Source organism: Microbispora bryophytorum (assembly GCF_043197435.1).
GTDB classification, from domain to species: domain Bacteria; phylum Actinomycetota; class Actinomycetes; order Streptosporangiales; family Streptosporangiaceae; genus Microbispora; species Microbispora bryophytorum.
The window spans coordinates 275,459-300,123 of the sequence record NZ_JBICTF010000004.1; the positions used below are offsets into that span (position 1 = coordinate 275,459).

At 72.1% G+C, this 24,665-nt stretch carries 26 protein-coding genes; 17 read left to right on the forward strand and 9 right to left on the reverse strand.

Annotated elements, in window-relative coordinates; genetic code table 11:
- Positions 1 to 44: 44 nt before the first annotated feature.
- Positions 45 to 986, reverse strand: a complete 942-nt coding sequence (coaA, locus tag ACGFIB_RS14890) for a type I pantothenate kinase (protein WP_357238836.1) — start codon at positions 984 to 986, stop codon at positions 45 to 47.
- Between the two features lie 349 nt (positions 987 to 1,335).
- Here coaA and ACGFIB_RS14895 point away from each other — a divergent pair, with 349 nt between their 5' ends.
- Complete coding sequence (locus ACGFIB_RS14895) at positions 1,336 to 1,686, forward strand: holo-ACP synthase (RefSeq protein WP_357259038.1); 351 nt, start codon at positions 1,336 to 1,338, stop codon at positions 1,684 to 1,686.
- 56 nt (positions 1,687 to 1,742) lie between these two features.
- On the opposite strand, the gene ACGFIB_RS14900 is transcribed toward ACGFIB_RS14895, so the two are convergent.
- Positions 1,743 to 2,240 (reverse strand): MarR family winged helix-turn-helix transcriptional regulator, encoded by a 498-nt coding sequence (locus ACGFIB_RS14900; RefSeq protein ID WP_357259040.1) that lies wholly within the window; start codon positions 2,238 to 2,240, stop codon positions 1,743 to 1,745.
- 91 nt (positions 2,241 to 2,331) lie between these two features.
- Here ACGFIB_RS14900 and ACGFIB_RS14905 point away from each other — a divergent pair, with 91 nt between their 5' ends.
- From ACGFIB_RS14905 to tsaD, 10 genes are all read left to right on the forward strand, one after another.
- Positions 2,332 to 3,186 (forward strand): haloalkane dehalogenase, encoded by an 855-nt coding sequence (locus ACGFIB_RS14905; RefSeq protein ID WP_393371935.1) that lies wholly within the window; start codon positions 2,332 to 2,334, stop codon positions 3,184 to 3,186.
- A 198-nt stretch (positions 3,187 to 3,384) separates the two neighbouring features.
- Positions 3,385 to 4,887: an NAD(P)H-hydrate dehydratase gene (locus ACGFIB_RS14910; protein ID WP_393371938.1), complete on the forward strand. Its 1,503-nt coding sequence runs from the start codon at positions 3,385 to 3,387 to the stop codon at positions 4,885 to 4,887.
- Positions 4,888 to 4,977: 90 nt separating this feature from the next.
- Positions 4,978 to 6,123: an alanine racemase gene (gene alr / locus ACGFIB_RS14915; protein WP_393371941.1), complete on the forward strand. Its 1,146-nt coding sequence runs from the start codon at positions 4,978 to 4,980 to the stop codon at positions 6,121 to 6,123.
- A 24-nt stretch (positions 6,124 to 6,147) separates the two neighbouring features.
- The gene (locus ACGFIB_RS14920) at positions 6,148 to 7,200 is read left to right on the forward strand and encodes an alpha/beta fold hydrolase (RefSeq protein ID WP_142569082.1); all 1,053 of its coding nucleotides are present in this window, start codon (positions 6,148 to 6,150) and stop codon (positions 7,198 to 7,200) included.
- Positions 7,201 to 7,202: 2 nt separating this feature from the next.
- The gene (gene tsaE, locus ACGFIB_RS14925; RefSeq protein WP_357259665.1) at positions 7,203 to 7,658 is read left to right on the forward strand and encodes a tRNA (adenosine(37)-N6)-threonylcarbamoyltransferase complex ATPase subunit type 1 TsaE; all 456 of its coding nucleotides are present in this window, start codon (positions 7,203 to 7,205) and stop codon (positions 7,656 to 7,658) included.
- A gap of 308 nt (positions 7,659 to 7,966) precedes the next feature.
- Complete coding sequence (locus ACGFIB_RS14930) at positions 7,967 to 8,605, forward strand: hypothetical protein (RefSeq protein WP_357238848.1); 639 nt, start codon at positions 7,967 to 7,969, stop codon at positions 8,603 to 8,605.
- 2 nt (positions 8,606 to 8,607) lie between these two features.
- The gene (locus ACGFIB_RS14935; RefSeq protein ID WP_393371945.1) at positions 8,608 to 9,162 is read left to right on the forward strand and encodes a class F sortase; all 555 of its coding nucleotides are present in this window, start codon (positions 8,608 to 8,610) and stop codon (positions 9,160 to 9,162) included.
- Positions 9,163 to 9,307: 145 nt separating this feature from the next.
- Positions 9,308 to 10,030, forward strand: a complete 723-nt coding sequence (tsaB, locus tag ACGFIB_RS14940; protein ID WP_142569088.1) for a tRNA (adenosine(37)-N6)-threonylcarbamoyltransferase complex dimerization subunit type 1 TsaB — start codon at positions 9,308 to 9,310, stop codon at positions 10,028 to 10,030.
- Positions 10,031 to 10,079: 49 nt separating this feature from the next.
- Complete coding sequence (gene rimI, locus ACGFIB_RS14945) at positions 10,080 to 10,538, forward strand: ribosomal protein S18-alanine N-acetyltransferase (RefSeq protein WP_357259668.1); 459 nt, start codon at positions 10,080 to 10,082, stop codon at positions 10,536 to 10,538.
- Between the two features lie 94 nt (positions 10,539 to 10,632).
- Positions 10,633 to 11,670, forward strand: coding sequence for a tRNA (adenosine(37)-N6)-threonylcarbamoyltransferase complex transferase subunit TsaD (tsaD, locus tag ACGFIB_RS14950; RefSeq protein ID WP_142569090.1), 1,038 nt, complete (start codon positions 10,633 to 10,635; stop codon positions 11,668 to 11,670).
- 25 nt (positions 11,671 to 11,695) lie between these two features.
- Here tsaD and ACGFIB_RS14955 read toward each other — a convergent pair whose 3' ends face one another.
- The 3 genes from ACGFIB_RS14955 to ACGFIB_RS14965 all read right to left on the reverse strand — a co-directional run bounded on the left by ACGFIB_RS14955 (position 11,696) and on the right by ACGFIB_RS14965 (position 14,647).
- A complete protein-coding gene (locus ACGFIB_RS14955) occupies positions 11,696 to 12,544 on the reverse strand; it encodes a hypothetical protein (protein ID WP_142569092.1) in 849 nt (282 codons plus the stop codon).
- Between the two features lie 155 nt (positions 12,545 to 12,699).
- A complete protein-coding gene (locus tag ACGFIB_RS14960; RefSeq protein WP_393371949.1) occupies positions 12,700 to 13,938 on the reverse strand; it encodes a class I SAM-dependent methyltransferase in 1,239 nt (412 codons plus the stop codon).
- Positions 13,939 to 13,966: 28 nt separating this feature from the next.
- A complete protein-coding gene (locus ACGFIB_RS14965) occupies positions 13,967 to 14,647 on the reverse strand; it encodes a MarR family winged helix-turn-helix transcriptional regulator (protein WP_393371952.1) in 681 nt (226 codons plus the stop codon).
- Positions 14,648 to 14,987: 340 nt separating this feature from the next.
- On the opposite strand from ACGFIB_RS14965, the gene groES reads away from it, so the two are divergent.
- From groES to ACGFIB_RS14985, 4 genes are all read left to right on the forward strand, one after another.
- Positions 14,988 to 15,299, forward strand: a complete 312-nt coding sequence (groES, locus tag ACGFIB_RS14970) for a co-chaperone GroES (protein ID WP_030508383.1) — start codon at positions 14,988 to 14,990, stop codon at positions 15,297 to 15,299.
- Between the two features lie 69 nt (positions 15,300 to 15,368).
- Positions 15,369 to 16,994 carry a chaperonin GroEL gene (gene groL, locus ACGFIB_RS14975; RefSeq protein ID WP_357017979.1) on the forward strand — a complete coding sequence of 542 codons (1,626 nt, stop codon included), beginning with the start codon at positions 15,369 to 15,371 and terminating at the stop codon, positions 16,992 to 16,994.
- Positions 16,995 to 17,308: 314 nt separating this feature from the next.
- On the forward strand, positions 17,309 to 17,935 hold the full coding sequence (locus ACGFIB_RS14980) for a sigma-70 family RNA polymerase sigma factor (RefSeq protein WP_142569100.1): 627 nt from the start codon (positions 17,309 to 17,311) through the stop codon (positions 17,933 to 17,935).
- The gene (locus tag ACGFIB_RS14985; RefSeq protein WP_142569102.1) at positions 17,932 to 18,147 is read left to right on the forward strand and encodes an anti-sigma-D factor RsdA; all 216 of its coding nucleotides are present in this window, start codon (positions 17,932 to 17,934) and stop codon (positions 18,145 to 18,147) included. Before ACGFIB_RS14980 ends, ACGFIB_RS14985 begins: the two co-directional genes overlap by 4 nt.
- Here the strand turns inward: ACGFIB_RS14985 and ACGFIB_RS14990 are convergent.
- A complete protein-coding gene (locus tag ACGFIB_RS14990) occupies positions 18,108 to 18,485 on the reverse strand; it encodes a DUF5319 domain-containing protein (protein WP_139573618.1) in 378 nt (125 codons plus the stop codon). The genes ACGFIB_RS14985 and ACGFIB_RS14990 overlap by 40 nt on opposite strands.
- Positions 18,486 to 18,569: 84 nt before the next feature.
- Positions 18,570 to 19,577 (reverse strand): helix-turn-helix transcriptional regulator, encoded by a 1,008-nt coding sequence (locus tag ACGFIB_RS14995; RefSeq protein WP_393371957.1) that lies wholly within the window; start codon positions 19,575 to 19,577, stop codon positions 18,570 to 18,572.
- A 600-nt stretch (positions 19,578 to 20,177) separates the two neighbouring features.
- On the opposite strand from ACGFIB_RS14995, the gene guaB reads away from it, so the two are divergent.
- Positions 20,178 to 21,659, forward strand: a complete 1,482-nt coding sequence (gene guaB / locus ACGFIB_RS15000) for an IMP dehydrogenase (RefSeq protein WP_393371960.1) — start codon at positions 20,178 to 20,180, stop codon at positions 21,657 to 21,659.
- A gap of 33 nt (positions 21,660 to 21,692) precedes the next feature.
- Positions 21,693 to 22,811, forward strand: coding sequence for a GuaB3 family IMP dehydrogenase-related protein (locus ACGFIB_RS15005; protein ID WP_357259065.1), 1,119 nt, complete (start codon positions 21,693 to 21,695; stop codon positions 22,809 to 22,811).
- Positions 22,812 to 22,872: 61 nt separating this feature from the next.
- On the opposite strand, the gene ACGFIB_RS15010 is transcribed toward ACGFIB_RS15005, so the two are convergent.
- Together ACGFIB_RS15010 and ACGFIB_RS15015 are read right to left on the reverse strand one after the other, a co-directional pair.
- Positions 22,873 to 23,535, reverse strand: coding sequence for a response regulator (locus tag ACGFIB_RS15010; RefSeq protein ID WP_142569106.1), 663 nt, complete (start codon positions 23,533 to 23,535; stop codon positions 22,873 to 22,875).
- Positions 23,532 to 24,647: a sensor histidine kinase gene (locus ACGFIB_RS15015; RefSeq protein ID WP_393371965.1), complete on the reverse strand. Its 1,116-nt coding sequence runs from the start codon at positions 24,645 to 24,647 to the stop codon at positions 23,532 to 23,534. The genes ACGFIB_RS15010 and ACGFIB_RS15015 overlap by 4 nt, the downstream gene beginning before the upstream one ends.
- Positions 24,648 to 24,665 lie beyond the last annotated feature (18 nt).

Below are 24,665 nucleotides of genomic sequence, written 5' to 3' on the forward strand. Positions count from 1 at the left end.
GAGCGTCTGGCAACTGCGGCAGGGCTCGGTTTGCTGGAGACGACTCAGGTTCTGCGCAGCCGCACCCGTCTGACGGAGTGGCCGGAGCCCTTGTGCAGGATCAGCCCGGCCCGGTGGCGGGTGGGGGCGATGTTCTCCACCAGGTTGCGTTCGTTGATCTCCCGCCAGACGTTCTCGGCGAACGCCGTCGCCTCCTCGTGCGACAGCGCCGCGATGTGGCGGAAGTAGGACTTCGGGTCGGAGAAGGCGGTGCGGCGCAGCTTGTGGAAGCGCTCCACGTACCAGGTGCGGATGTCCTCCATCCGGGCGTCCACGTAGATGGAGAAGTCGAAGTAGTCATAGACCGCCAGGGCGTCCGGCGGCGCGGGCTGCAGGACGTTGAGCCCCTCGACGATGAGGATGTCCGGCCGGTCCACCGTCTGCGCGGCGCCGGGCACGATGTCGTACTCCAGGTGGCTGTAGACCGGCGCCTCCACCGAGGGACGGCCCGCCTTGACGTCGGCCACGAAGCCCACCAGGGCCCGCCGGTCATAGCTCTCCGGGAAGCCCTTGCGGTGCATGATCCCGCGCTCTTCGAGCACCTTGTTGGGGTAGAGGAAGCTGTCGGTGGTGACCAGGTCGACCCGGGGGTGCTCGGGCCAGCGGGCGAGCAGCGTGTGCAGCAGCCGCGCGGTGGTCGACTTGCCGACCGCGACGCTGCCCGCGATGCCCAGCACGTACGGCGGGGGCGCGTCCTGCTCGCCGAGGAAGGCGCCGACGGCCGCGCCGCGCTGCCGCGAACCGGTGAAGTGCAGGTTCAGCAGCCGGGTGAGCGGCAGGTAGATGTCGGTGACTTCGGACAGGTCGATCGGGTCGTGGACGCCGCGCAGTTCCTCCAGCTCCGCCTCGGTGAGGGTGAGCGGTGTGTTCTTGCGCAGGTCACGCCACTGCTCCCGGCTCAGCTCGACGTACCCGTCCCGATCTGCCACGACGGCAAGCGTAGCCATGGCGTTTCCGCGCCCCCACCCGGGGTCGTGCACAGCCTGTGGACAAAAATCGATGGATTACCGCGGCGCCCGACGGGGAAGAACGTTCGCTTCGCGGCGTTCCTCGTTCCTCGGTCCGCCACTGCGCTCACTGCGTCGGGTTCGCTCCTGTCATTGGTCGCTCACCGCTCCTCGTTCGCTTCGCGGCGTTCCTCGTTCCTCGGCCCGCCACTCCACTCACTGCGTCGGGTTCGCTCCTGTCATTGGTCGCTCACCGCTCCTCGTTCGCTTCGCGGCGTTCCTCGTTCCTCGGCCCGCCACTCCACTCACTGCGTCGGGTTCGCTCCCTGCCGCGCCGTACGCTGGCGCTGTGATCGTGGGCATCGGGGTGGACGTGGTCGAGGTGGCGCGCCTGGGCGCGGCCCTGGAGCGCACGCCCGCGCTGCGGAGGCGGCTGTTCACCGATGCCGAGGGCGCGCTGCCGCTGGAGTCGCTGGCCGCGCGGTTCGCCGCGAAGGAGGCGGTGGCCAAGGCCCTCGGGGCGCCGCCGGGCCTGCGGCACCTGGACGCGGAGGTCGTGCGCGGCGGACACGGCCGGCCCGAGCTGAGGATCACGGGCCGGGCGGCCGAGGTGGCCCGCGACCTCGGCGTGCGCAGATGGCACCTCTCCCTGTCGCACGACGGCGGCATGGCGGTCGCCTACGTCCTCGCCGAGTCCTGAGCGGGAACGCCGATCGGGAACGCCGACCGGGAACGCCGAGCGGGGATCGCGGGCAGTCAGCCGTCCCGGCGCGCGTGGTGGTCCACGAGGCGGGTGAGCAGCCGGCCGAGCTGCTCGCGCTCGGCCGGGCCGAGTGGCGCGAGCACCTCGTCCTCCAGCTCGGTGATCAGAGTGTCGAGCCGGGCGAAGCGGGCGCGCCCCAGCTCGGTCATCGTGATGACGTTGCGCCGCCGGTCCGCAGGATCCGGCGCGCGCTCCACCAGGCCCCGATCGGTCAGCTCGTTGATGACGGAGACCAGGTCGCTGCGGTAGATGCCGGTGCGGCGGCTCAGCTCCGCCTGGCTGGCCGGGCCCGACTCCTCCAGCGTCGCGAGCACCGCGTAGTGCCATTTGCGGGCGTCGGCGGCGGCGAGCCCTTCGTTGACGAGGCGGTCGGAGTGCGTCGCCGCCAGTGACAGAAGCCGGGTCGGCAGGCCCCGCAACCGGGCCGGTCCGGTCCTCCCGTCCATGCGGGGGGCCGCGGGAGGGGCCGTGCCCGGCTCGCTGCTGCTCATGCCGCCATCCTACCGATTGCGTTAGTCCGACTAACGGCCTAATCTGTTCGTGTTACTAACGTTAGTCAGACGAACGAATGTGAGAACCCCCATGCCTTCGATCGACGTGCTCGACTCGGCGATGTACCACGAGGAGACCGGCAGCGGTGCTCCCTTCGTCTTCCTGCACGGCAACCCCGCCTCGTCCCATCTGTGGCGCAAGGTCCTGCCCGGGATCCGCGCCGACGCCCGCCTGCTCGCCCCCGACCTCATCGGCATGGGCCGCTCGGGCAAGCCCGATGTGCCGTACCGGTTCGCCGATCACGCCCGTTACCTCGACGCCTGGTTCGACCGGCTGGGGCTGGAGGACGTGGTGCTCGTCGGACACGACTGGGGCGGGTCGCTCGCCTTCGACTGGGCGGCCCGCCATCCCGGTCGCGTCCGCGGCGTCGCGTTCTTCGAGACGATCGTCCGCACGATGTCGTGGAGCGAGCTGGGCGAGGCGCCGCGCGCCCGCGCGGAGGCCATCCGAAGCCCCGAGGGCGAACCGCTCGTGCTCGACCGGAACTTCATGGTGGAGACCGCCTTCACCGGAGGGGTGCTCACGCCGCTCGGCGAGGAGGACATGCGGCCCTATCTGGAGCCGTACCCGACGCGCGACAGCCGCCGCCCGCTGTTGGAGTGGGCGCGTTCGATGCCGCTCGACGGCGAGCCCGCCGACGTCGCCGAGCGCGTCGGCGCGTACGGCGGGTGGCTCGCGAGCAGCCACGACGTTCCCAAGCTGCTGCTCACCTTCGACTCCTCGCCGACCCTGTCCATCGGGCCGGAGATGGCCGCCTGGTGCGCGGCGAACATCGCGGGGCTGGAGGTGGAGCACTGCGGACCGGCGGGCCACCACGCGCCGGAGGACCGGCCGGAGGCCATCGCCGCGGCGATCGACGCGTGGGCGGAGCGGCACGGGCTGTAGACCCGCCGTCATGGCCGCGCGTCATGGCCGCGCGTCATGGCCGCGCGTCATGGCCCGCCGGCATGGCCGGGCGCCATGGCCGGCCGGCATGGCCGGCCCGTGGGAGCGACCGCCGTTCGCGCCGCGGGGGGCATCTCCTTGCCGATGCCCGGCGTACGGTGATCGCCATCGCCGACCCGGCAGGCTACCGTCGGACGCATGCGGACCGCCTACACCTCCGACCAGATCCGCTCCGCCGAGCTCGCGCTGATGGCGAGGCTCCCCGAGGGGACGCTGATGGACCGGGCCGCCGCCGGGCTCGCCGCGGTCTGCGCGCACCTGCTCGCCGGCTCCCGCGGCCGGGTGTACGGCTCCCGCACCGTGCTGCTGATCGGCAGCGGCGACAACGGCGGGGACGCCCTGTACGCCGGAGCCCGGCTGGCCCGCAGGGGAGCGCGGGTGGAGGCGGTCCTCGCCGGCTCGCGCACCCACGAGGGCGGCCTGGCCGCGTTGCGAAAGGCGGGCGGCCGGGCGCATCCGTACGACGCCGCGCGGGCGCGCGAGCTGCTGGCCGACGCCGACCTCGTCATGGACGGCCTCGTCGGCATCGGCGGCAGCGGGCCGCTGCGGGAGCCGTACGGCACGCTCGCGGAGCTGACCGCGGAGGCCGGGGGCCTGGTCGTCGCGGTCGACGTGCCGAGCGGGGTGGACGCGAGCAGCGGACGGGTCGAGGGACCGGCGGTCCGCGCGCACCTGACGGTGACGTTCGGCGCGTACAAGGCCGGTCTGCTGGTCGATCCCGGCGCCACCCACGCGGGCGCGGTCGAGCTGGTGGACATCGGCCTGGGACCCTTCCTGCCGGACCCCGAGGTGGCCGCGCTGACCGCCGACGACGTGGCCGACCTGCTGCCCCGCCCGGGCGAGGAGAGCGACAAGTACCGGCGGGGCGTCGTCGGGATCGCCGCGGGCAGCGACAGGTACACCGGGGCCGCCGTGCTCTCGGTCGGCGGCGCGGTGCGCGCCGGCGCGGGGATGGTCCGCTTCGCGAGTTCCGCCGAGCCGGTGCGGCTGGTCAGGGCCCGCTGGCCGGAGGCCATCACGACCGTGCTCGATCCGTCGCTGGTGCTGAAGAGCTCGCTGGACGAGGTCGGGCGGGTGCAGGCATGGGTGCTCGGCCCCGGGCTCGGGACGGGCCCGGAGGCGCACGCGGTGGCCCGCGCGGTGCTGTCCACCGGGGTGCCCGTGCTGGTGGACGCCGACGGGCTGACGCTGGTCGCCAAGGACCGCACGCTGCTGCGCCGGGCCGCCCCCACCGTGCTCACGCCGCACGCGGGGGAGCTGTCGCGGCTGCTCGGCGTGCCGCGCGAGCGCATCGAGGCCGGGCGGCTCGACCACGTGCGCAGGGCCGCCGCGGAGCTGGGGGCGACGGTGCTGCTCAAGGGCTCGACCACGCTCGTCGCGGAGGAGCACAGGCCGGTGCGGGTCAACACCACGGGCACGCCGTGGCTGGCGACGGGCGGCACGGGCGACGTCCTGTCGGGCATCGCGGGCGCCCTGCTCGCCGCCGGGCTGACGGGCTACGACGCGGCCTCGTGCGCGGCGTACGTCCACGGGCTGGCGGCGCGGACGGCCGCCGGAGGCGGGGCCGCGGGACGCGGGCAGGCGCCGATCGCCGCCCTCGACGTCGCCCAGGCGCTGCCCGAGGCCCTGCGTACGCTCTGACGTGTGCTCTCATGTGCGCGCTGACGTGCGCTCTGACGTGCGCCGTCAGGGTGGGCGCATCCACCCGGGTCCACCTGACACACTGGAAAAATGAGCTTCTCAGCGGTGCGCTCCGCGACCCCGGCCGAGGCACGCGTGGACCTGTCCGCCATCGCGCACAACGTGCGGCTGCTCGCCGAGTCGGCCGCCGGCGCCGAGATGATGGCCGTCGTCAAGGCGGACGCGTACGGTCACGGCGCGGCGCAGGTGGCGAGGGCGTGCCTGGAGGCGGGCGCGAGCCGGCTCGGCACGGCACTCGTCCGCGAGGCGCTGGCGCTGCGCGAGGCGGGTGTCACCGCACCGGTCATGTCGTGGCTCATCACCCCCGGCGAGCCGCTGGACGCCGCGCTGCTCGCGGACGTCGAGTTGTCGGCCGGGTCGACGTGGGTCGTGGACGACATCGTCGAGGCCGCCCGGCGCACGGGGCGCACCGCCCGGGTGCATCTGAAGGCCGACACCGGCAACTCCCGCGGCGGCGCGACGTCCGCGGACTGGCCGTCCCTGGTCGAGCACGCGCTCGCCGCGCGGGCGAGCGGGGCCGTCGAGATCGCCGGGCTGTGGTCGCACTTCGCCTGCGCGGACATCCCGGGCCATCCCTCGATCGACAGCCAGCTCGCGACGTTCGAGGAGGCGCTCGCCGTCGCCGACAAGGCGGGCGTGCCGAGCGACGCGATCCGTCACTTCGCGAACTCGGCCGCGACCGTCACGCTGCCACGGGCGAGGTACGACATGGTCCGCACGGGCATCGCGGTCTACGGCCTGAGCCCGATTCCCGAGCTGGGCGACTTCGGGCTGCGCCCCGCCATGACGCTGACGGCCAAGCTCGCGCAGGTCAAGAGGGCCGCCCCGGGCTCGGGGGTGTCGTACGGGCACCTGTATGTCACGGAGCGTGAGACCACGCTTGGCCTCGTTCCTCTCGGGTATGCGGACGGCATCTTGCGAAACGCGACGAACCGGGCGGAGGTGCTGGCGGCGGGCCGGCGGCGGCGGATCGCCGGGCGGGTGTGCATGGACCAGTTCGTCATCGACCTCGGTGACGACCCGGCGGAATCGGGGGACGAGGTGATCGTTTTCGGTCCCGGAGACAACGGCGAGCCGACTTGTCAGGAATGGGCGGATTCCCTGGGCACGATCACCCATGAGATCGTGACGAGGATCGGATCCCGCGTGCCTCGTGTCCATACGGATGGACGCTGAGCCGCGGCTGCGAGGAGGGCAGGCATGAGCACACGTCGCAAGGTCGGGATCGCCGGAGCGGTCTTCGGCGCGGCGTCGGCGGGAGTGGCGGCGGCCACGCTCGCGAAGAGGTACGCCGTGGGCCGCATCCGCCTGCGGCCGGACCTGGAGGCGAGTGAGCCCTTCGGCGAGTTGCACGGACGTTCGGTGACGCTCACGACCTCCGACGGCGTGAAGATCCACGCCGAGGTCGACGGCGTGGAGGACGCGCCGCTGACCGTGGTGCTGTGCCACGGCTACTGCCTGTCCTCGGGGTCCTGGCACTACCAGCGACGCGACCTGCGCGACTCCTATCGGCTGGTGCTGTGGGACCAGCGCTGCCACGGCCAGTCCGCCCGCGGACCGGCCAACGACTGCACGATCGAGCGCCTCGGCGAGGACCTCGCGCTGGTGCTGGAGGAGCTCGTCCCGGGGCCGTGCGTGGTGGTGGGCCACTCCATGGGCGGCATGACGATCATGGCGCTGGCGGAGCGGCGGCCCGAGCTGTTCGGCGACAAGATCCGGGGTGTGTCGCTGATCGCGACGTCGGCGGGCAAGCTCGCCGAGATCACCCTCGGCCTGCCCGCCCTGGTCTCCAAGCTCGTCAACCTCGCGGTGCCGTCGGCCGTCACGATCATGCGCAGGAGCGGCGCGCTGGTCGACCGGGGGCGCGAGGCCGGCACCGACCTGTCGTTCCTGGCGCTGCGTCACCTCGGGTTCGGCGACTCCAGGAACGTCAGCCCCACCGTCGTGGACTTCGTCGAGTCGATGATCAGGGCGACCCCGTCCGAGGTGATCGCCGACTTCTATCCGGCGCTGATGACGCACGACAAGCTCACCGCGCTCGACGTGCTCAACAAGGTGCCCACCGCGATAATCGTGGGCGAACGCGACTGGCTGACGCCGCTCGACCACAGCAGGGCGATCGCGGCGGCCGCGCCGACCGCGCAGCTCACGACGGTGCCGGAGACGGCGCATCTCGTGCAGCTCGAACGCCCCGACGTCGTGAACGAGGCGCTGCGCGAGCTGCTGAAGCGAGCCGAGAGGGAGAACCAGTGACCATGGCCGGGCTCCGGGCGACGACCGCCGAGGAGACGCGGGCGCTGGGAGCGCGGCTGGCCGCGCTGCTCGCTCCCGGAGACCTGGTCGTGCTGAGCGGGCCGCTGGGCGCGGGGAAGACGACGATGGTGCAGGGCATCGCGGAGGGTCTGAAGGTGCGCGGGCCGATCACGTCCCCCACGTTCGTGATCGCGCGGGTCCACCCGTCCCTGTCCGGCGGGCCCGCGCTCGTGCACGTGGACGCCTATCGGCTGGGCGGCACGCTGGAGGTGGACGACCTCGATCTCGACGCTTCGCTGGAGGAGTCGGTGACCGTGGTCGAGTGGGGCGAGGGCCTGGTCGAGGGCCTGTCCGAGGAGCGCCTGGAAATCCACGTCGAGCGGGGAGCCGAGGACGAGGAGCGCCGCGTACGGGTGACGGGTGTGGGCCCGCGCTGGTCGGGGCTGTCCCTGACCTGAGCGCCGGCCATCCGGAGTCACCCGGAGCCGGAGCCCGTAGAAGCCCGAGCACCGGTCACCCGGAGTCGGATGGAAGCGTGAGCAATGGCCACCCCGGAGCCGCACAAAAGACTGCAACCCGGACTCTGAAGTGCGAGAAGGACCTGCGGGGATAAGCCGGGCACCGTCCGCGCGCGATCCAGACCGGTCCGCCGAACAGTCCTTGACGCCTGTCCGCCTTCCTGAGGATCATCGGGGCAAGGAAGATCCTTGGTCATGAGTCGGTAAGGATTTTCTGGGTAAGGGACCGGCGTGGAAGAGGTGTGCCGTTGAGCAGAATCACGCAGGTCGCCGTCGGGGGAGCCTTACTGTTCGGCGCGCTGGGCTGCACCGCGTCGGCCAAGACGGTCTCCGCCGACCCCACGATGACGCTGACCCCGGCTCTGCCGACGCCGCTCGTCTCGGTCTCGCGGCAGGACGTGCGGGTCGAGGTCGACCCGAAGCGGATCGTCGGCGGGTCGACCAAGAGCATCCACATCACCGCCAGGTGCCCGCTGCCCCAGGGCGGCACGGAATATCGGGCGACCGCCCGCTCCGACGCCTTCACCGGCCTCGTCACGCTGGTGGCGCCCCCTCCACCGTCGGCAAGCCCGGCCGCGACCGTGCCGATGGTGCGCGGCAGCGCGACCATCAGGGCCGGGGCCAAGGCGGGCGGCTACCGCGTGCAGGTGCGCTGCGAGGCCACCAACGACATCGGCAGCGCGTCGTTCAGGATCGTCGCGCCGGAGCCCGACCACACCGAGGACCACACGAGGATTCCCACCCGGGCACCGCACGCGGGCGGCGGCGGCACGGCGGCCGGTGGCCCCGAAGACGAGTCCGGCCTGCCGACGGGCGTGACCGTCGTCGTGCTGCTGGCCGCGCTCGGCGTCGGCGTCGCCGTGGCCCGCAGGCGCTCCGGAGCCTGACCTTGGCGCTGTCCACCCGGGGGGTGATCATCGCCGGGGTGGTCACCGGGCTCGTGTTCGCCGCGGTCGCCGGCGGCAAGGGGACGACGGACGAGCCCGCCGCCAGGTCCTCCGTCGTCCCCAGGCGGATCGACATCCCGGCGCTGCACCTCAAGGCCCCCCTGATGAAGCTCGGCCTGTCCGACGAGGGTGACGTCGAACTGCCGCCGTTCGACAAGCCGACCACCGCGGGCTGGTACACGGGAAGCGTCGTGCCGGGCGACCCCGGCGCTTCCGTGATCATCGGTCACGTGGACACCAAGACCGCTCCCGCCGTCTTCTACCGGCTGCGCGACCTGCGTCAGGGAGAGGTCGTGAAGGTGGCGCGCAGCGACGGCAAGACCGCCTCCTACCGGGTCGACTCGGTGGAGCGCGTGCCGAAGGACGACTTCCCGGCCGAGCGCGTCTACACCGAGGACGGCCTGCGCCTGATCACCTGCGGCGGGAACTTCGACTGGTCGCGGCACGAGTACCGCGACAACATCATCGTCTACGCCTCCCTGATCCGCGCCGCCTGACGCCGGCTACGCCTCCCTGATCCGCGCCGCCTGACGCCGTCGGCGACCCCGTGGGCCGAGGCCGCCGCGGCGCCGGGGACCGGGCGGCCGGAGCCGGTCCCGGGCGTGGCGGTCCGCCTCCGCACAGCGACTACGCTTGACCTTCGTGCTTGTCTTGGCCTTCGACACCGCCACTCCCGCCGTCACCGCCGCGCTGTACGACGGCGAACGCGTGGTGGCGGAGTCGACGACGATCGACGCGCGGCGGCACGGAGAGCTCCTCGCCCCCGCCGTCGAGCATGTCCTGCGCGAGTCCGGCGCGACGCTCAAGGACGTCACCGCGATCGTCGCCGGGACCGGCCCCGGGCCGTACACCGGTCTGCGGGTCGGCCTGATGACGGCGGAGGCGCTGGCCATGACCGCCGGTGTGCCGGCGTTCGGGGTGTGCACGCTCGACGCCCTCGCGTACTCCGCGCGGGAGAGCGGGCCGTTCCTCGTCGCGACCGACGCGCGCCGCAAGGAGGTCTTCTGGGCGCGGTACGGCGACCCGCGCACGCGGCTCGACGGGCCGCGCGTGGACCGGCCGCACGACCTGCCCGGGGAACTGCCCGTGATCGGTGCGGGCGGCGCCATGTACGCCGACGTCGTCGGCGCCGACCGGGTGCGCGGTCCCGAGCATCCCTCGGCCGGAGCGCTCGCGGCCCTGGCGGCCGAGCTCCTCGCGCCGCTGAGCGAGCAGGAGGCGGCGCGGCTCGCCCGGGTGCCCGAGGGACGTGTGGATTCGGTCGAGAAGGCGCGGGAGCTGGCCGTGCTCGGCCCGCCGCGGCCCATCTACCTGCGGCGTCCCGACGCGCAGGTGCCCGGGGCGCCCAAGCGGGTGACGGCGTGAGCCGCCGCGGGGGCACGTCGTGAGGCAGGCCGGGGTCGCGCTGCGCCAGATGACCCACGAGGACCTGCCCGTCGTGATGGACATCGAGCGGACCACGTTCCCCGTGGACGCCTGGACCGAGGCCATGCTGCGCGGCGAGCTGGCCGACCAGCCGCGCACCCGGCACTACGTCGTCGCCCAGGTGGGCGACCGCGTCGTGGGGTACGCCGGGCTGGCGGCGGCGGGCGACCAGGCCGACGTCCAGACGATCGCGGTCCTCGCCGACCACCGGCGCGCCGGCGTCGGGACCGCGCTGATGGACGCGCTGCTCGCCGAGGCCGTACGACGCGGTGCGGTCTCGGTGTTCCTGGAGGTGCGCGCCGACAACCCGCCCGCACAGGCGATGTACGAGCGGTTCGGCTTCCGGCGGCTGGGGCTGCGACGGCGCTACTACGACGACGGCACCGACGCCATCACCATGGTGAAGGACCTCGGGCCACGAGACGGAGACCTGGGGGGCGGGGCATGAACGAGCGAATACGTGGACACCGGGCGATTCGCGGCTGGGTCGTCTGCGCGCCTCCGGCACGACGAGACCCCGAGCGGCGAGGCGAGGAGGCGGCATGAGCAGGCATGACGAGCCGATCGTGCTGGGCATCGAGACATCCTGCGACGAGACGGGCGTGGGCATCGTCCGCGGCCACACGCTGCTGGCCAACACCATCGCCTCCAGCATGGACGAGCACGCCCGCTTCGGCGGCGTGGTGCCGGAGGTGGCCTCGCGGGCCCATCTGGAGGCGATGGCGCCCACGGTCGAAGGCGCGCTGGCCGCCGCCGGGCTGCGCCTGTCAGACATCGACGCGGTCGCCGTCACCGCGGGCCCCGGTCTCGCGGGTGCGCTGCTCGTCGGCGTGGCCGCCGCCAAGGCGTACGCGCTGGGGCTCGGCGTTCCGCTCTACGGGGTCAACCACCTCGCCGCGCACGTCGCGGTGGACCAACTGGAGCACGGCCCGCTGCCCAAGCCCTCGATCGCGCTGCTGGTGTCGGGAGGGCACTCCTCGCTGCTCCTGGTGCCCGACGTGGCGCGGGACGTCATCTCGCTCGGGTCGACGGTGGACGACGCGGCCGGGGAGGCGTTCGACAAGGTGGCCCGTGTGCTGGGGTTGCCGTTCCCCGGCGGGCCGCACATCGACCGGGCCGCCCGCGAGGGCTCGGGCACGGCGGTGACGTTCCCCCGGGGCAAGTTCGACGACGGCACCCTCGACTTCTCCTTCTCCGGCCTGAAGACGGCCGTGGCGCGGTGGGTGGAGGCCCGCGAGGCGGCGGGCGAGACGGTGCCCGTGGCCGATGTCGCGGCGTCGTTCCAGGAGGCGGTCGTGGACGTGCTCACCCGCAAGGCCCTGCAGGCGTGTGCCCGCTACGACGTGAAGGATCTGCTGATCGGGGGCGGCGTGGCCGCCAACTCCCGGCTGCGGGCCCTGGCCCAGGAGCGCTGCGACGCGGCAGGGGTGCGCCTACGGGTGCCGCGGCCCGGCCTGTGCACCGACAACGGCGCGATGGTGGCGGCGCTCGGCGCGGACCTGGTGGCGGCGGGCGTGCACCCCTCCACCTTGGAGATCCCGGCCGACTCATCGCTTCCGATCACCGTCGTCAACGTCTGATCGCCGCCGGGCGGCGGAGCGGTCGTCAGTCGGCGTGGCCGCGGGCGGGGCGCAGGAGAACCTCGGCGAGCGCCAGCATGGTCTCCTCCAGTGCGGCGAGCCGCCGGGCCACGTCGCCCCGGGCCGGCTCCATGGCGCGGGTGACCGCGTCCGAGACGGTCTCGGCGATCTGCTCACGGTCCGGCCTGCTGCGCACCGCGTCCACGAGGGGCACGACGGCCCCCGCCGCCACCGTGAGGTCGGCGTTCATGCCCGCGATGGTGGTGCTCATCTCGTCCACTCCGGCGGCGACGTCGCCGACGCCGGCGCCCAGCGCGGTCACCCTGGCGTCCATGCCCTCGACCCCGCTCTCCACCGCCTCGATCCGGCCGCCGACCGAGTCCAGCCGTTCGACGACGACGGCCTCCAGCCGCTCGGTGCGCTCGGTGATCGCGGCGAGAGTCTTGTCGATCCGGGTGAACCGCCCGGCGGCGGCCTCCATGCTCCCCTGGAACTTGCCGAGCCGGTGCGCGACGTCCGCCATCCGTTCGGCGAGGCCCTGGGCGCGCCCGCCGACCTCGTCCACGTGGTCGCGCAGCAGCTCCATGTGCTGGGCCAGCCCCTCCGCCCAGGCGGGCGGCCTGACCGTCATGTCGTCGAGCCGCTGCGTGATCACCTCGATTGCCACGCCGAGGCCGCCCAGCTCGCGCTCGCGCACCTCGCGCAGGAGCCACTCCATGCCCTCCAGCCGCTGGCGGATCTCGTCGAGCACGGCACCCTGCGTTCGCTGCTCGTAGACATGGTCCTGGGCCGCCCGGGCGAGCAGTTCGCGCATCCGATCGGAGATGGCGGTCTGGCTGCCCGCCTGGAGGAGGTTGTGGCTGGAATGCTCCACCGAGAATGCTCCTTCACTCGCCGAAACATCGGTTCGGCCCGGTCTCGCGCAGATGAACGAACAGGCGGACGCCCGACGGCCAACTTTAGGCCCTGACCCGCGGCCATCAGGCGGGGAATGAGAAAGGCGGTAATTGCCGGTGAATTATTCCGATTTCATCCGTTTGCGCTGGTCACGGGCTGGCAGAGCAGGGCGAACGGACGCTCCTCGATGCGGGTGAGCACGATCACGGCGGAATTGCCGCCGGAAAGCCGCAGGTCCTTGCGCAGCCGCTCGACGTCGACGGCGGACCCGCGTTTCTTGATGGTGACCACGCCGACGCGCCGTTCGCGCAGCACCGCTCTCAGCCGTTTCAGCGAGAACGGCATGACGTCGGTCACCTCGTAGCAGGAGGCCCACTCCGTGCGTACGAGACGGTCGCTTGTGATGTAGGCGATCCGCGGATCGACGAGGCGGCCCGACACGAGGGCGGCGACCTCGGCGACCAGGTGGGCCCGCACCGCGGCGCCGTCGGGCTCATAGAGGTAGCGGCTCACCGGCCCGGTCTCCGCCTCCGCGCCGGACGCCGTGAGCGTGGCCCCGGACGGCAGCAGGGTGGCACGCCGTCCGCCCGGCCCCATCCCGGTCCAGATGGCCGCCTCCTTCACCTCGCCGCGGTACGACACCCACTCGGCCTCGGCGCCCTCCGGGATGAACTCGTACGGGATGCCGGGGGCCACCTTCAGGCAGGCCGCCGGGGCGCGGGCCACCAGGTCGAGCACGACCGGCCAGGTGGGGGAGTAGGCCATCGGGTCGAAGGTCCGTCCCCTCGCCCCCCTTCTGGCGGGGTCGGCGAACAGCAGGCCGTATCCGCCGGGGTCGGTCAGCGCGGCGTCGCCCGTGCGGACGTGGGCCAGACCGGACAGTCCGAGCGCGGCCGCGTTGGCGCGGGCGATCTCCACGGTCAGCGGGTCGAGGTCCACGGCGTCGACCGGGCAGCCCGCCCTCGTCAGCGCGAGCAGGTCCCCGCCGATCCCGCAGCAGACGTCCAGCACGGCAGGACCGCCCTCCGGCCCCCCGTGAGCCGGGGTTCCGTCGGCCCGGATTCCGTCGGCTGGGAGTCCTGCGGCGCGGATTCTGGCCGCGCGGTGTGCGGCGACCTCGGGGCGCGTGGCCTGCTCCAGCCCGTGGGGGGTGAAGTACATGACGGCGGCGTCGGGGCCGAACTTGGCCTCGGCCCGCCGTCGCAGCGACGCCTGCGTGAGCGCCGCCGCCGTCAGGTCCGCCGGGTGGCTGCGGCGCATCGCGCTCGCGGCGGCCACCGGGTCGGCGCCGTCGGCGAGTATCTTCACGGCCTCGTCCAGGGCCCCGAGCCCGGCGGGCGTGAGCAGCGTGCGGAAGGCGTCCAGGTCCACGCCCGCGACGCTACCGCCTGCCCGGCGGTCAGCAGGAGCCGACGTCGCCGAGCGAGGTGAGCAGCTTGCGCAGCAGGCCGGACAGTTGCTCCCGGTCCTCGCCGGTGAGGCCGGCCAGCAGTCGCTCCTCGTTGGCCACGTGACCCGCGAGCAGGGCGTCGGCCACCGCCCGGCCCTCGCCGGTGAGGGTGATCAGGACCATGCGGCGGTTGGACGGCGAGACCTCCCGGTGCACCAGGCCCTTGACGACGAGGCGGTCCACCCGGTTGGTGAGCGCCGCGGAGCTGACCATCGCGGCCGTGGCGAGATCGCTCATGCAGAGCCGGTGATCGGGGGTGGACCGGAGGAGAGTCGCGAGCACGTCGAACTCCCACGGTTCGAGGTCGTGCCCGGTGAAGTACTCCTTGATGCCCTTTTCGAGCAGGCGGGAGGCGCGGGAGATCCGCCCGGCGACTCCCATCGCCGAGCAGTCCACATCCGGGCGCACCCGGGCCCACTGGCCGAGGATCCGGTCGACGGCGTCCTCGCCGGGAGCGCGGTCGGCGGCGGTGTGGTCGTCGGCGGTGTCTTCGGTGACGGTGTCTTCGGTGACGGTGTGGTCGGTGAGGGTGTCGTCCGCGGCGGTGTGCGTCGCGAGGGTGGTGTTCGCGAGGGTGGTGTTCGTGAGAGTGGTGTCCGTGAGGGTGGTGTCCGTGAGGGTGTCGTTCATGGCGCGCGCGGTCTGGGTCCTCCTCGCCGCTCCTCCTCCGCGGCCATCGTATCCAACACTTCGACATTGAAATGTGAGCCGTGGATGCGATGTTCCGGCCGGACGGTGACGCGGGCGCGGCGGACGGCTGAACGGGCGGGCTCTGGCGTGTTGCCGCCAGGTGCGTCTGACCTGCGATGCCGGTTCGTGTTGACTGTCACGCGCCACTTGCATACTGTTTCGTGTTGGCACTCTCCCAGTGAGAGTGCCAATAGCGACGAGACAGGTCTGACACCCGCGACGGCAGGCCGCTGGTCGCCTCTTCAGCTCATTCATCGCAATCTGAAGGGGAGGTCCGATCGTGACGACCGCCACCAAGGTTCCCGTTAAGCCGCTTGGCGACCGCATCGTGGTCCAGCCGCTTGAGGCTGAGCAGACCACCGCCTCCGGCCTGGTTATCCCGGACACCGCCAAGGAGAAGCCGCAGGAGGGCCGTGTCCTCGCTGTGGGCCCGGGCAACTGGGACGAGGACGGCGAGAAGCGCATCCCGCTGGACGTCAAGGAGGGCGACGTCGTCCTCTACAGCAAGTACGGCGGCACCGAGGTCAAGTACGGCGGCGAGGAGTACCTGGTGCTCTCGGCCCGCGACGTGCTCGCCATCATCGAGAAGTAGTAGGCCGCGCCGGCCTGTGGAGCCCCGGGCCATGCGCCCGGGGCTCCGCGCGCTCTTAAGGAGACCTGAATGCCGAAGATCCTGGAGTTCGAAGAGGACGCGCGGCGCGCTCTCGAGCGTGGTGTCAACGCTCTCGCCGACGCCGTCAAGGTGACGCTCGGCCCCCGTGGCCGCAACGTCGTCATCGACAAGAAGTTCGGTGCCCCGACGATCACGAACGACGGTGTGACCATCGCTCGTGAGGTCGAGCTGGACAAGCCGTACGAGAACCTTGGCGCCCAGCTCGCCAAGGAAGTGGCGACCAAGACCAACGACGTCGCGGGTGACGGCACCACCACTGCGACCGTCCTGGCCCAGGCCATGGTCCGCGAGGGCCTGCGCAACGTGGCCGCCGGCGCGCAGCCGCTCGGGCTCAAGCGCGGCATCGACAAGGCCGCGCAGGCCGTCAGCGAGCGGCTGCTCGGCAGCGCCCGCCACGTCGAGGACAAGAAGGAGATCGCCAACGTCGCGACGATCTCCGCCCAGGACGCGAAGATCGGCGGGCTGATCGCCGAGGCGTTCGACAGGGTGGGCAAGGACGGTGTCATCACCGTCGAGGAGTCCAACGCGATGGGCCTGGAGCTGGAGTTCACGGAGGGCCTCCAGTTCGACAAGGGCTACCTGTCGCACTACATGGTGACCGACTCCGAGCGCATGGAGGCGGTCCTGGAGGACCCCTACATCCTCATCACCCAGGGCAAGATCTCCTCCATCGCGGACTTCCTGCCGCTGCTGGAGAAGATCGCGCAGACCAAGCGCCAGCTGCTGGTCATCGCCGAGGACGTCGAGGGTGAGGCCCTGGCCGTCCTGGTGACCAACAAGATCCGCGGCACCTTCACCTCCGTCGCCGTCAAGGCCCCCGGCTTCGGCGACCGCCGCAAGGCCATGCTGCAGGACATCGCCATCCTCACCGGCGGCCAGGTCGTCAGCGAGGAGATCGGCCTCAAGCTGGAGCACGTCGGCCTCGATGTGCTCGGCACGGCCCGCCGCGTCGTGGTCAACAAGGACACCACCACGGTCGTGGACGGCGCCGGCGACGCCCAGGCGATCGAGGACCGCGTCCGCGAGATCAAGGTCGCGATCGAGCAGTCCGACTCCGACTGGGACCGCGAGAAGCTCCAGGAGCGTCTCGCGAAGCTGGCCGGCGGCGTGTGCGTGCTGCGCGTCGGCGCCGCCACCGAGGTGGAGCTGAAGGAGAAGAAGCACCGCCTCGAGGACGCGATCTCCGCGACCCGCGCCGCGATCGAGGAGGGCATCGTCTCCGGCGGTGGCTCCGCGCTCGTGCACGTGTCCAAGGAGCTCGACGACCTGGGCCTGACCGGCGACGAGGCCACCGGTGTCTCGATCGTCCGCAAGGCGCTGGTCGAGCCCGCCCGCTGGATCGCCGAGAACGCGGGCATGGAGGGCTACGTCGTCACCGCCAAGATCGCCGAGATGAAGGCCGGTGAGGGCCTCAACGCCGCCACCGGCGAGTACGGCGACCTGGTGGCCCAGGGCGTCATCGACCCCGTCAAGGTGACCCGCTCGGCCGTGCAGAACGCCGCGTCCATCGCCGGCATGCTGCTCACCACCGAGGCCCTCGTCGTGGACAAGCCCGAGGAGGAGGCTCCGGCCGCCAACGGCGGTCACGGTCACGGCCACGGTCACGGCCACTGATCCCGCGCCTTCCGCGCCCCGCGCCCCGCGCCGCCCGTAAGGGCGGACCGCGGGGCGCACTGCTTTCCGCCCCTTGTCCGCTCCGCCGGTGAGACGGGCCGTCGGGAGGCGAAGCGGGCTCGCGGGCAATGCGAACGACCCGCATGTTTCTTTTTCCCTGTCAAGTCGTCAGCCGTATATTCGTCATTTTCGACATTACGGTTGGAATGTTCCAACGGCAGAGTGATCAGTCGATTACGGAGTGTTATCGACGCGCCAATGTGACCAATCCGTAGCCGTTAACCATGACGACATGAACGATCGTGACGGGCATCATGCCTAACGTGACCGAGGGATGCGTCGCCGACGCCGTAACTGGGGTAAGGCTTGCGACGAGATCGGATGAGCCCGACCTCAGGGAACTGACCAGCCTTGCCGTACAGGGAGATCGCACCGCGATCGAATCACTGCTGAGACACCTGCGCCCGATGGTGGTCCGCTACTGCAGAGCTCGACTGGGCAGGGTGTCCGGTCAGTATCACATCGCCGACGACGTGGCCCAGGAGGTGTGCATCGCGGTGCTGTCGGCGCTGCCGCGCTACCGCGACATGGGCCGCCCGTTCGCCTCGTTCGTCTTCGGAATCGCCTCCCACAAGGTGGCCGACGCCCTCCGCAGTTCGGTTCGCTCGGCCGTGCCCACGCAGGACCTGCCGGACGGGCCCGACGAGGGTCCCGGGCCGGAGGAGACGGTGGTGCGCTACATCGAGGCCCAGCACGCCCGCGACCTGCTCGCCCGGCTTCCGGACACCCAGCGCGAGCTCCTCATCCTGCGGGTGGTCTCGGGCCTGTCCGCCGAGGAGACGGGTAATGTACTCGGCATGTCACCAGGTGCCGTCCGGGTCGCGCAGCATCGTGCGCTCGCCAGGCTCCGGCAACTGGCCGAGCTGGAGTCGATTGCGTGACCACGAAACGTCGTCGTACGGCTCGCCACCTCGGGTCGTACGGCGATGCCGACGTGGAGGGCGAAGTAATGCGGACGGACGCCGTCCTTGACGCGCTCGCCCGCCGCGAGCCGGTCGGCGGCACGGACGCCGCCATCCGGCTGCTCGGCGCGCTCGTCGTCGACGTGGACGGTCAGTGGCTCTCCTCCGTGTCGATCACGCCGTCCACGTAGCCCCGGGCGTACTCCCAGCTGACGTAGTCGGCCGGATCGGGCTGGTAGGCCGGCTCATGGACCTGAGGCCGGCCGTTGTCGATCATCTGGCGCAGGTTGCCGCGCAGCAGGTCCCAGTCGAAGTAGTGCTGTTCGCCGCACTCCGGGCAGTCGAGGACCAGGCCGAGCACACCCTGGGGTTCGAGCAGGGAACGGAAGACCTCCACGTCGGCGAGATCGGTCAGCGCCTCGTCGCGTTCCGCGAGCGTCAGCGGCTCCACGTCGTCGGGCGCTCCAAGCTCCGACGCGGGGTCGTTGGGGTCATCCGCGAACGGGTCGCGGGGGACGTCTTCCAGCACGCAACCCACCTTATGACCACGGCCCCCTCCACGAGGATAAGTGCGCCCCATCCGCTCGGCGGGCCGCGCCCCGCGGCGCGGGCGTCACAGCCAGCCGCGTCGGGCCGCCTCCACTCCGGCGTGGAAGCGGGACTGAGCCCCCAGCTCCGACATCGCCTCGGCGAACCTGGCCCGCACCGTGCGTACGGAGACCCCGAGGTGGCGGGCGACGGCGTCGTCGGACAGGCCGTGCGCGGCCAGCCGCAGCACCTGCTGCGCGTTGGTGCGCGAGGAGATCGGCGCGGCCTGGGCCCACAGCGCATCGAACAGCGCCCGCAGCGCCCCCACCACCACCGGGGCGTGGACCAGGAAGCAGTTGCAGGAGTGCTCGTGCGGCGGGACGCCCCACTCGGCGGGCAGCCCGGCGGTGCCGTCGCCGAGGGCGAAGAACCAGCTCGGCACCGCGTCGAGGGCCCGCAGCCCCGCGCCCGCCGCCGAGAACCGCGCGCATACCTCCCGCATGGCGGGTGCGGACACGGCGTCGAGCGCGACGACCATCCGCAGGCGCAGGATGCCGTCCGCGGTGGCCTGGATCCACTGGGCGCCGTACCCGTCCGCCAGCCTGGCCATGGTGCGGCGGTCCGGCACGGCCATGACCAGCTCGGCGGGGGGCGCCTGCAGCGCGAGGCCGATCACGCTCTCGCAGAGCTCGTCCGCGCCGCTCACCGCCTCGACCGAGAACCGCCCGCTGCGCCAGTCGAGGCCCGCGTCGTAGTGGTGGGTCAGGCGCCCCGCCGCCGCGAGCACCTCGTCGATCTGGCGCGTCTCGCGGGCCATGCGGTCCAGCCGCTCGGCCACCAGCCGCCCGATCGTCGCGACCGGGTGGCGGGCGATGAGCTCCTCCCGCCGCCGGTTCACCGCACCGAGCCGTACGAGCCCGTCCAGGGCGTCGAGCACGTCCTCGGCGGACCGGCCGACCGCCTCGGCGAGCTCGGTCAGCGTGGTGCGGTGCAGCCGCAGCATGGCCGTGTAGAGGGCCGTCTGGTCGGGGGAGAGGCCGAGGCTTCCGAACGGGTCGTCGGCCGGGGAGGGGGCGTTGCGCGTCGTACTCATGCTCGCTCCGTCGGTGGTCACACTGGTCGCGCGGCGCCGATGGCCCCGCACCGGTCGCGCCGCGCCGGTCGCATCGGCGCACTGATCCAATGGCCCGCCGGCCCCTGGGGGAAAACGTTTCCCGGCGTCCCGCGTGCCGGCTTCCGCCCATCCCCGCCTCGCTTCGGATCGCGAGAATAGCTCGGATTTTCCGCGCTGTCCGTCGCGTTCACACATTTGGCCGGGGTGAGCATGGCGGCTTTTGTATGGATGTGATCGTTCGGCATTTGTTTCGGGCGTAGTTTCGAGAGACAGGAAATGCATCTTTGTGCAGTTGCACGTTACGCCATTGCGCATGGACACTACGTGACGCATTCTTGACCCAGCGTTAGCCGGGAACGCCCCGTCTGCCGGGCGCGGAGGGGGGCTCGACGGGCGTGGCGGGCGCGACGCGGGGAAGTGGGGGGACCGGAAGCCGGTCCCCCCACTTTTTATGCCCTCCCTCTTGACAGGTCGGCCGGATGCGGTTTGGGGCGGCCACTAGACTGACCTCGGGTCTGGCGAGGACCCGCGCGCGAAGACCCGCGCACGGGGACCCACAGCGCAGGAGGGGTGCAGCAGATGGCCAAGTTCACCGAACCGGGACTCACGTTCGACGACGTGCTCCTGGTTCCCGCCTATTCGGACCTGCAGCCGGGGGACGCCGACACGACGACCCGGCTGTCCCGCACCATCACGCTGCGTATCCCGCTGGTGTCGGCCGCGATGGACACGGTCACCGAGGCGCGCATGGCGGTCGCCATGGCCCGGCAGGGCGGCATCGGCATCCTGCACCGCAACCTCTCGATCGAGGAGCAGGCGCAGCAGGTCGACCTGGTGAAGCGGTCGGAGGCGGGGATGGTGACCAACCCCGTCACCTGCTCTCCGGAGGACACCCTGGCCGACGTCGAGCGGCTGTGCGCGACGTACCGGATCTCCGGCGTCCCGGTCACCGACCGGGACGGCGTGCTCGTGGGCATCGTCACCAACCGCGACATGCGGTTCGAGAGCGACCAGAGCAGGCAGGTGCGCGACGTCATGACCCCGATGCCGCTGGTGACGGCGCCGGTGGGGGTCGAGCGCGACGAGGCGTTCCGGCTGCTGCGGCAGAACAAGGTCGAAAAGCTTCCGCTCGTGGACGAGGCCGGCCGCCTGCAGGGCCTCATCACGGTCAAGGACTTCACCAAGAGCGAGCAGTACCCGAGCGCGACCAAGGACGCCGACGGCCGCCTGATGGTCGGCGCGGCGGTGGGCGTCGCGGGCGACGCCGAGGAGCGCGCCATGACGCTGATCGAGGCGGGCGTGGACGTCATCATCGTCGACACCGCCCACGGGCACTCGCGCGGCGTGTGCGACATGATCGCCAAGATCAAGGCCAACGGACGGGTGGACGTCATCGGCGGCAACGTCGCCACCCGCGCGGGTGCGCAGGCGCTGGTCGACGCGGGCGCCGACGCGGTCAAGGTGGGTGTCGGGCCCGGCTCGATCTGCACCACCCGGGTCGTCGCGGGCGTGGGCGCCCCGCAGCTCACCGCCATCTACGAGGCCGCGCTGGCGTGCGGCCCGGCCGGCGTCCCGGTCATCGGCGACGGCGGCCTGCAGTACTCGGGCGACATCGCCAAGGCGCTGGCCGCCGGGGCCGACACGGTCATGCTCGGCTCGCTGCTGGCCGGCTGCGAGGAGTCGCCCGGCGAGCTGATCTTCATCAACGGCAAGCAGTTCAAGTCCTACCGGGGCATGGGGTCGCTGGGCGCGGTCCGCAACCGTGAGCGCGGCGGCACGTCGTTCAGCAAGGACAGGTACGCGCAGGCCGAGGTGTCCGGGGAGGACAAGTACATCCCCGAGGGCATCGAGGGCCAGGTGCCCTACCGTGGCCCGGCGGCGGCGGTGGCCCACCAGCTGGTCGGCGGCCTGCGGCAGGGCATGTGGTACACCGGCTCCCGGACGATCGAGGAGCTGCACGAGAAGGCGCAGCTCATGCCGATCACCACGGCCGGGCTCAAGGAGAGCCACCCGCATGACATCCAGATGACGGTCGAGGCTCCGAACTACCACGGGCGATAATTTGTACCGCAAGAGACGGAAAGAACGGGCGATATGACACAGGTGGAGATCGGGCGCGGCAAGAGCGGGCGGCGTGCCTACGCGCTGGACGAGATCGGCATCGTGCCCTCCCGGCGCACCCGCGACCCGGAGGAGGTGTCGATCTCCTGGCAGATCGACGCCTACCGGTTCGACTCTCCGCTCGTGGCGAGCCCGATGGACAGCGTCGTGTCGCCGCAGACGGCCATCGAGATCGGGCGCCTGGGCGGCCTCGGCGTGCTCGACCTCGAAGGGCTGTGGACCCGCTACGAGGACCCGGCGCCGCTCCTGGAGGAGGTCGCCACCCTCGACCGGGCCGCCGCGACCGCGCGGCTGCAGGAGATCTACACCGCGCCGATCAAGGACGAGCTGATCGGCCGGCGCATCGAGGAGATCCGCGCGGCCGGTGTCACGACCGCCGTACGGCTGTCGCCGCAGCGCACCGTGCAGCACCACAAGGCCGTGATCGACGCGGGCGTGGACATCTTCGTGATCCGCGGCACGACGGTCTCCGCCGAGCACGTCTCCGGGCGGGCCGAGCCGCTCAACCTCAAGCAGTTCATCTACGAGCTCGACGTCCCGGTGATCGTGGGCGGCTGCGCGACGTACACCGCGGCGCTGCACCTCATGCGGACCGGCGCGGCCGGCGTGCTGGTCGGCTTCGGCGGCGGCGCCTCGCACACCACCCGTACCGTGCTGGGCGTGGTCGTGCCGATGGCCACCGCGATCTCCGACGTGGCCGCGGCCCGCCGCGACTACATGGACGAGTCGGGCGGCCGGTACGTCCACGTCATCGCCGACGGCAGCATGGGCGGCTCCGGCGACATCGCCAAGGCGATCGCCTGCGGCGCCGACGCCATCATGGTGGGCTCGCCGCTCGCGCGGGCCAGCGAGGCCCCCGGCCGCGGGTTCCACTGGGGATCGGAGGCCCACCACCCCGAGCTGCCGCGCGGCAAGCGGGTCGAGTTCGGCACGATCGGCACACTGCGGGAGATCCTGCACGGCCCGTCGTCGCTGGCCGACGGCTCGATGAACCTGCTCGGCGCGCTGCGCCGCACGATGGCCACCGCCGGTTACTCCGACCTCAAGGAGTTCCAGCGCGTCGAGGTGGTCGTCGCCCCGCCGCAGCCCTGAGCCGCTGTCGAGCAGGCCGGGCCCGCCGGGCCCGGCCCCCCTTCACGCATCCGGCCCCGCGTCAGCGGCCGCGCGGGGTCACCAGGCCGGACTCGTAGGCGAAGACCACCAGCTGCGCGCGGTCACGGGCGTGCAGCTTGGCCATGGCCCGGTTGACATGGGTTTTGGCGGTCATCGGGCTGATCATCATGCGGCCGGCGACTTGGTCGTTGGACAGCCCCTGGGCGACCAGTGCGACGGCCTCGCGTTCGCGGTTGGTCAGTTCTTCCAGCTCCACCTCGGCGCCCGTGTGGAGCGGCTGCGTGACGAACCGGTCGATCAGCCTGCGGGTGACCGACGGTGCGAGCAGGGCGTCGCCGCGCGCGGCGACGCGTACGGCGTGCAGGAAGTCTTCCGGCACGATGTCCTTGACGAGGAAGCCGGCGGCGCCGGCGCGCAGCGCGTCGAAGACGTACTCGTCCAGCCCGTAATTGGTGAGGATGACGACGTGCACCCCGGCCAGGGCCGGGTCCGCGGCGATACGCCGGGTCGCCTCGATGCCGTCGACGACCGGCATCTGGATGTCGATGAGAGCGATGTCGGGCAGGTGCTCTCTGACCAGCGCCAGGCCCTCCACCCCGTCGCCGGCCTCGGCGACCACCTCGATGTCGTCTTCGAGGTCGAGAAGCGCGCGGAACCCGCTGCGCAGGAGCGGCTGGTCGTCGACCAGCACGACCCGGATCACGGCGTCCGCTCCACCGGGAGTTCGGCGTGGACGGTGAAGCCGCCCTCGCCGCGTGGCTCCGCGCGCAGGCGACCGCCGAGGGCGGTCACCCGTTCGCGCATCCCGAGCAGTCCGACACCGGGCACGGGCGCGGCGCCTGGAGTGGCCTTTCCGTCGTCGTCCACCCGTATGACCAGGGCGTCGGGACGGTGGTCGATCCAGACGGCCGCAGTGGTGGCGCAGGCATGCCGGGCGATGTTGGTCAGCGACTCCTGGACGATCCGGTACGCGGTCCGGTCCACCGCGGCCGGCACGTCGTCCCGGTGTCCCTCGACCGTCAGCGTCGCGTCCAGGCCGGTCGTCCGGGCCCTTCGCACCAGGTCCGGGACGTGGTCGAGCCCACGCATCGGGTTCTCGCCGTCGTCGCGCAGCACCTCCAGAGTCGCCCGCAGTTCGCGGGCCGCCTCACGGCCGGCCTCCCGGATCGCCAGCAGGGCCTCCGGCACCTGTTCGCCCCGCCTGCGGGCCACGTGGACGGCGACCTCGGCCTGCACCTTGATCACTGAGATCTGGTGGGTCAGTGAATCGTGCAGTTCCCGCGCGATGTGCAGCCGCTCCTCGTCCGCGCGGCGGCGCGCGGTCTCCTCACGGGTGCGCTCGGCCTCGTCCGCCCGGCGCTCCGCCTGCCGCAGCGCCTCACCCGCCGCGCCGGCCGCGATCAGCCAGGCCAGCTCCAGGGCGCCGCGGGCCTGGGCGAGCGCCGCGCCCGTGTCGTGCAGGCCCGCGGCCATGGCCGCGAGGGGGAGAGCGGCCAGCATCGTCACACTCGCCGCCACCGTGATGACGCGGTGTCCGGCCCGCATCGCGGCGTACACCGCGAACAGGTACGCGACGGCGGGCACATCGAAGCCGGCCGCCTGGTAAGCCACCGCGCACAGCCCGGTGACGGCCAGGACGGGGACCGGCGCCCTGCGGCCCGCGGCCAGTGCCAGGCCGCCGGCCACCAGCAGCGTGTAGCCGACCGGATCGAGGTTCGTCGCGGGGTGCTGCTTGGACAGCCCGGTGACCAGCAGCGCCGCCGCCACGCAGACGGCAATCGCCCGGTCTCCGGCACCGGACCGGACTGTCCTCATGCGCGCACCCTAGCCGGA

Excerpts from the sequence above, each read along its gene's own strand:
- guaB (WP_393371960.1), top strand. The coding sequence starts at position 20,178 with ATGGCCAAGTTCACCGAACCGGGACTCACGTTCGACGACGTGCTCCTG.
- ACGFIB_RS14980 (WP_142569100.1), top strand. The coding sequence starts at position 17,309 with ATGCCTAACGTGACCGAGGGATGCGTCGCCGACGCCGTAACTGGGGTA.
- ACGFIB_RS15015 (WP_393371965.1), bottom strand. The coding sequence starts at position 24,647 with ATGAGGACAGTCCGGTCCGGTGCCGGAGACCGGGCGATTGCCGTCTGC.
- ACGFIB_RS14905 (WP_393371935.1), top strand. The coding sequence starts at position 2,332 with ATGCCTTCGATCGACGTGCTCGACTCGGCGATGTACCACGAGGAGACC.
- ACGFIB_RS14920 (WP_142569082.1), top strand. The coding sequence starts at position 6,148 with ATGAGCACACGTCGCAAGGTCGGGATCGCCGGAGCGGTCTTCGGCGCG.
- ACGFIB_RS14965 (WP_393371952.1), bottom strand. The coding sequence starts at position 14,647 with ATGAACGACACCCTCACGGACACCACCCTCACGGACACCACTCTCACG.
- ACGFIB_RS14995 (WP_393371957.1), bottom strand. The coding sequence starts at position 19,577 with ATGAGTACGACGCGCAACGCCCCCTCCCCGGCCGACGACCCGTTCGGA.
- ACGFIB_RS14910 (WP_393371938.1), top strand. The coding sequence starts at position 3,385 with ATGCGGACCGCCTACACCTCCGACCAGATCCGCTCCGCCGAGCTCGCG.
- ACGFIB_RS15005 (WP_357259065.1), top strand. The coding sequence starts at position 21,693 with ATGACACAGGTGGAGATCGGGCGCGGCAAGAGCGGGCGGCGTGCCTAC.
- tsaE (WP_357259665.1), top strand. The coding sequence starts at position 7,203 with ATGGCCGGGCTCCGGGCGACGACCGCCGAGGAGACGCGGGCGCTGGGA.
- groL (WP_357017979.1), top strand. The coding sequence starts at position 15,369 with ATGCCGAAGATCCTGGAGTTCGAAGAGGACGCGCGGCGCGCTCTCGAG.
- tsaD (WP_142569090.1), top strand. The coding sequence starts at position 10,633 with ATGAGCAGGCATGACGAGCCGATCGTGCTGGGCATCGAGACATCCTGC.
- coaA (WP_357238836.1), bottom strand. The coding sequence starts at position 986 with ATGGCTACGCTTGCCGTCGTGGCAGATCGGGACGGGTACGTCGAGCTG.
- ACGFIB_RS14900 (WP_357259040.1), bottom strand. The coding sequence starts at position 2,240 with ATGAGCAGCAGCGAGCCGGGCACGGCCCCTCCCGCGGCCCCCCGCATG.
- alr (WP_393371941.1), top strand. The coding sequence starts at position 4,978 with ATGAGCTTCTCAGCGGTGCGCTCCGCGACCCCGGCCGAGGCACGCGTG.
- rimI (WP_357259668.1), top strand. The coding sequence starts at position 10,080 with ATGACCCACGAGGACCTGCCCGTCGTGATGGACATCGAGCGGACCACG.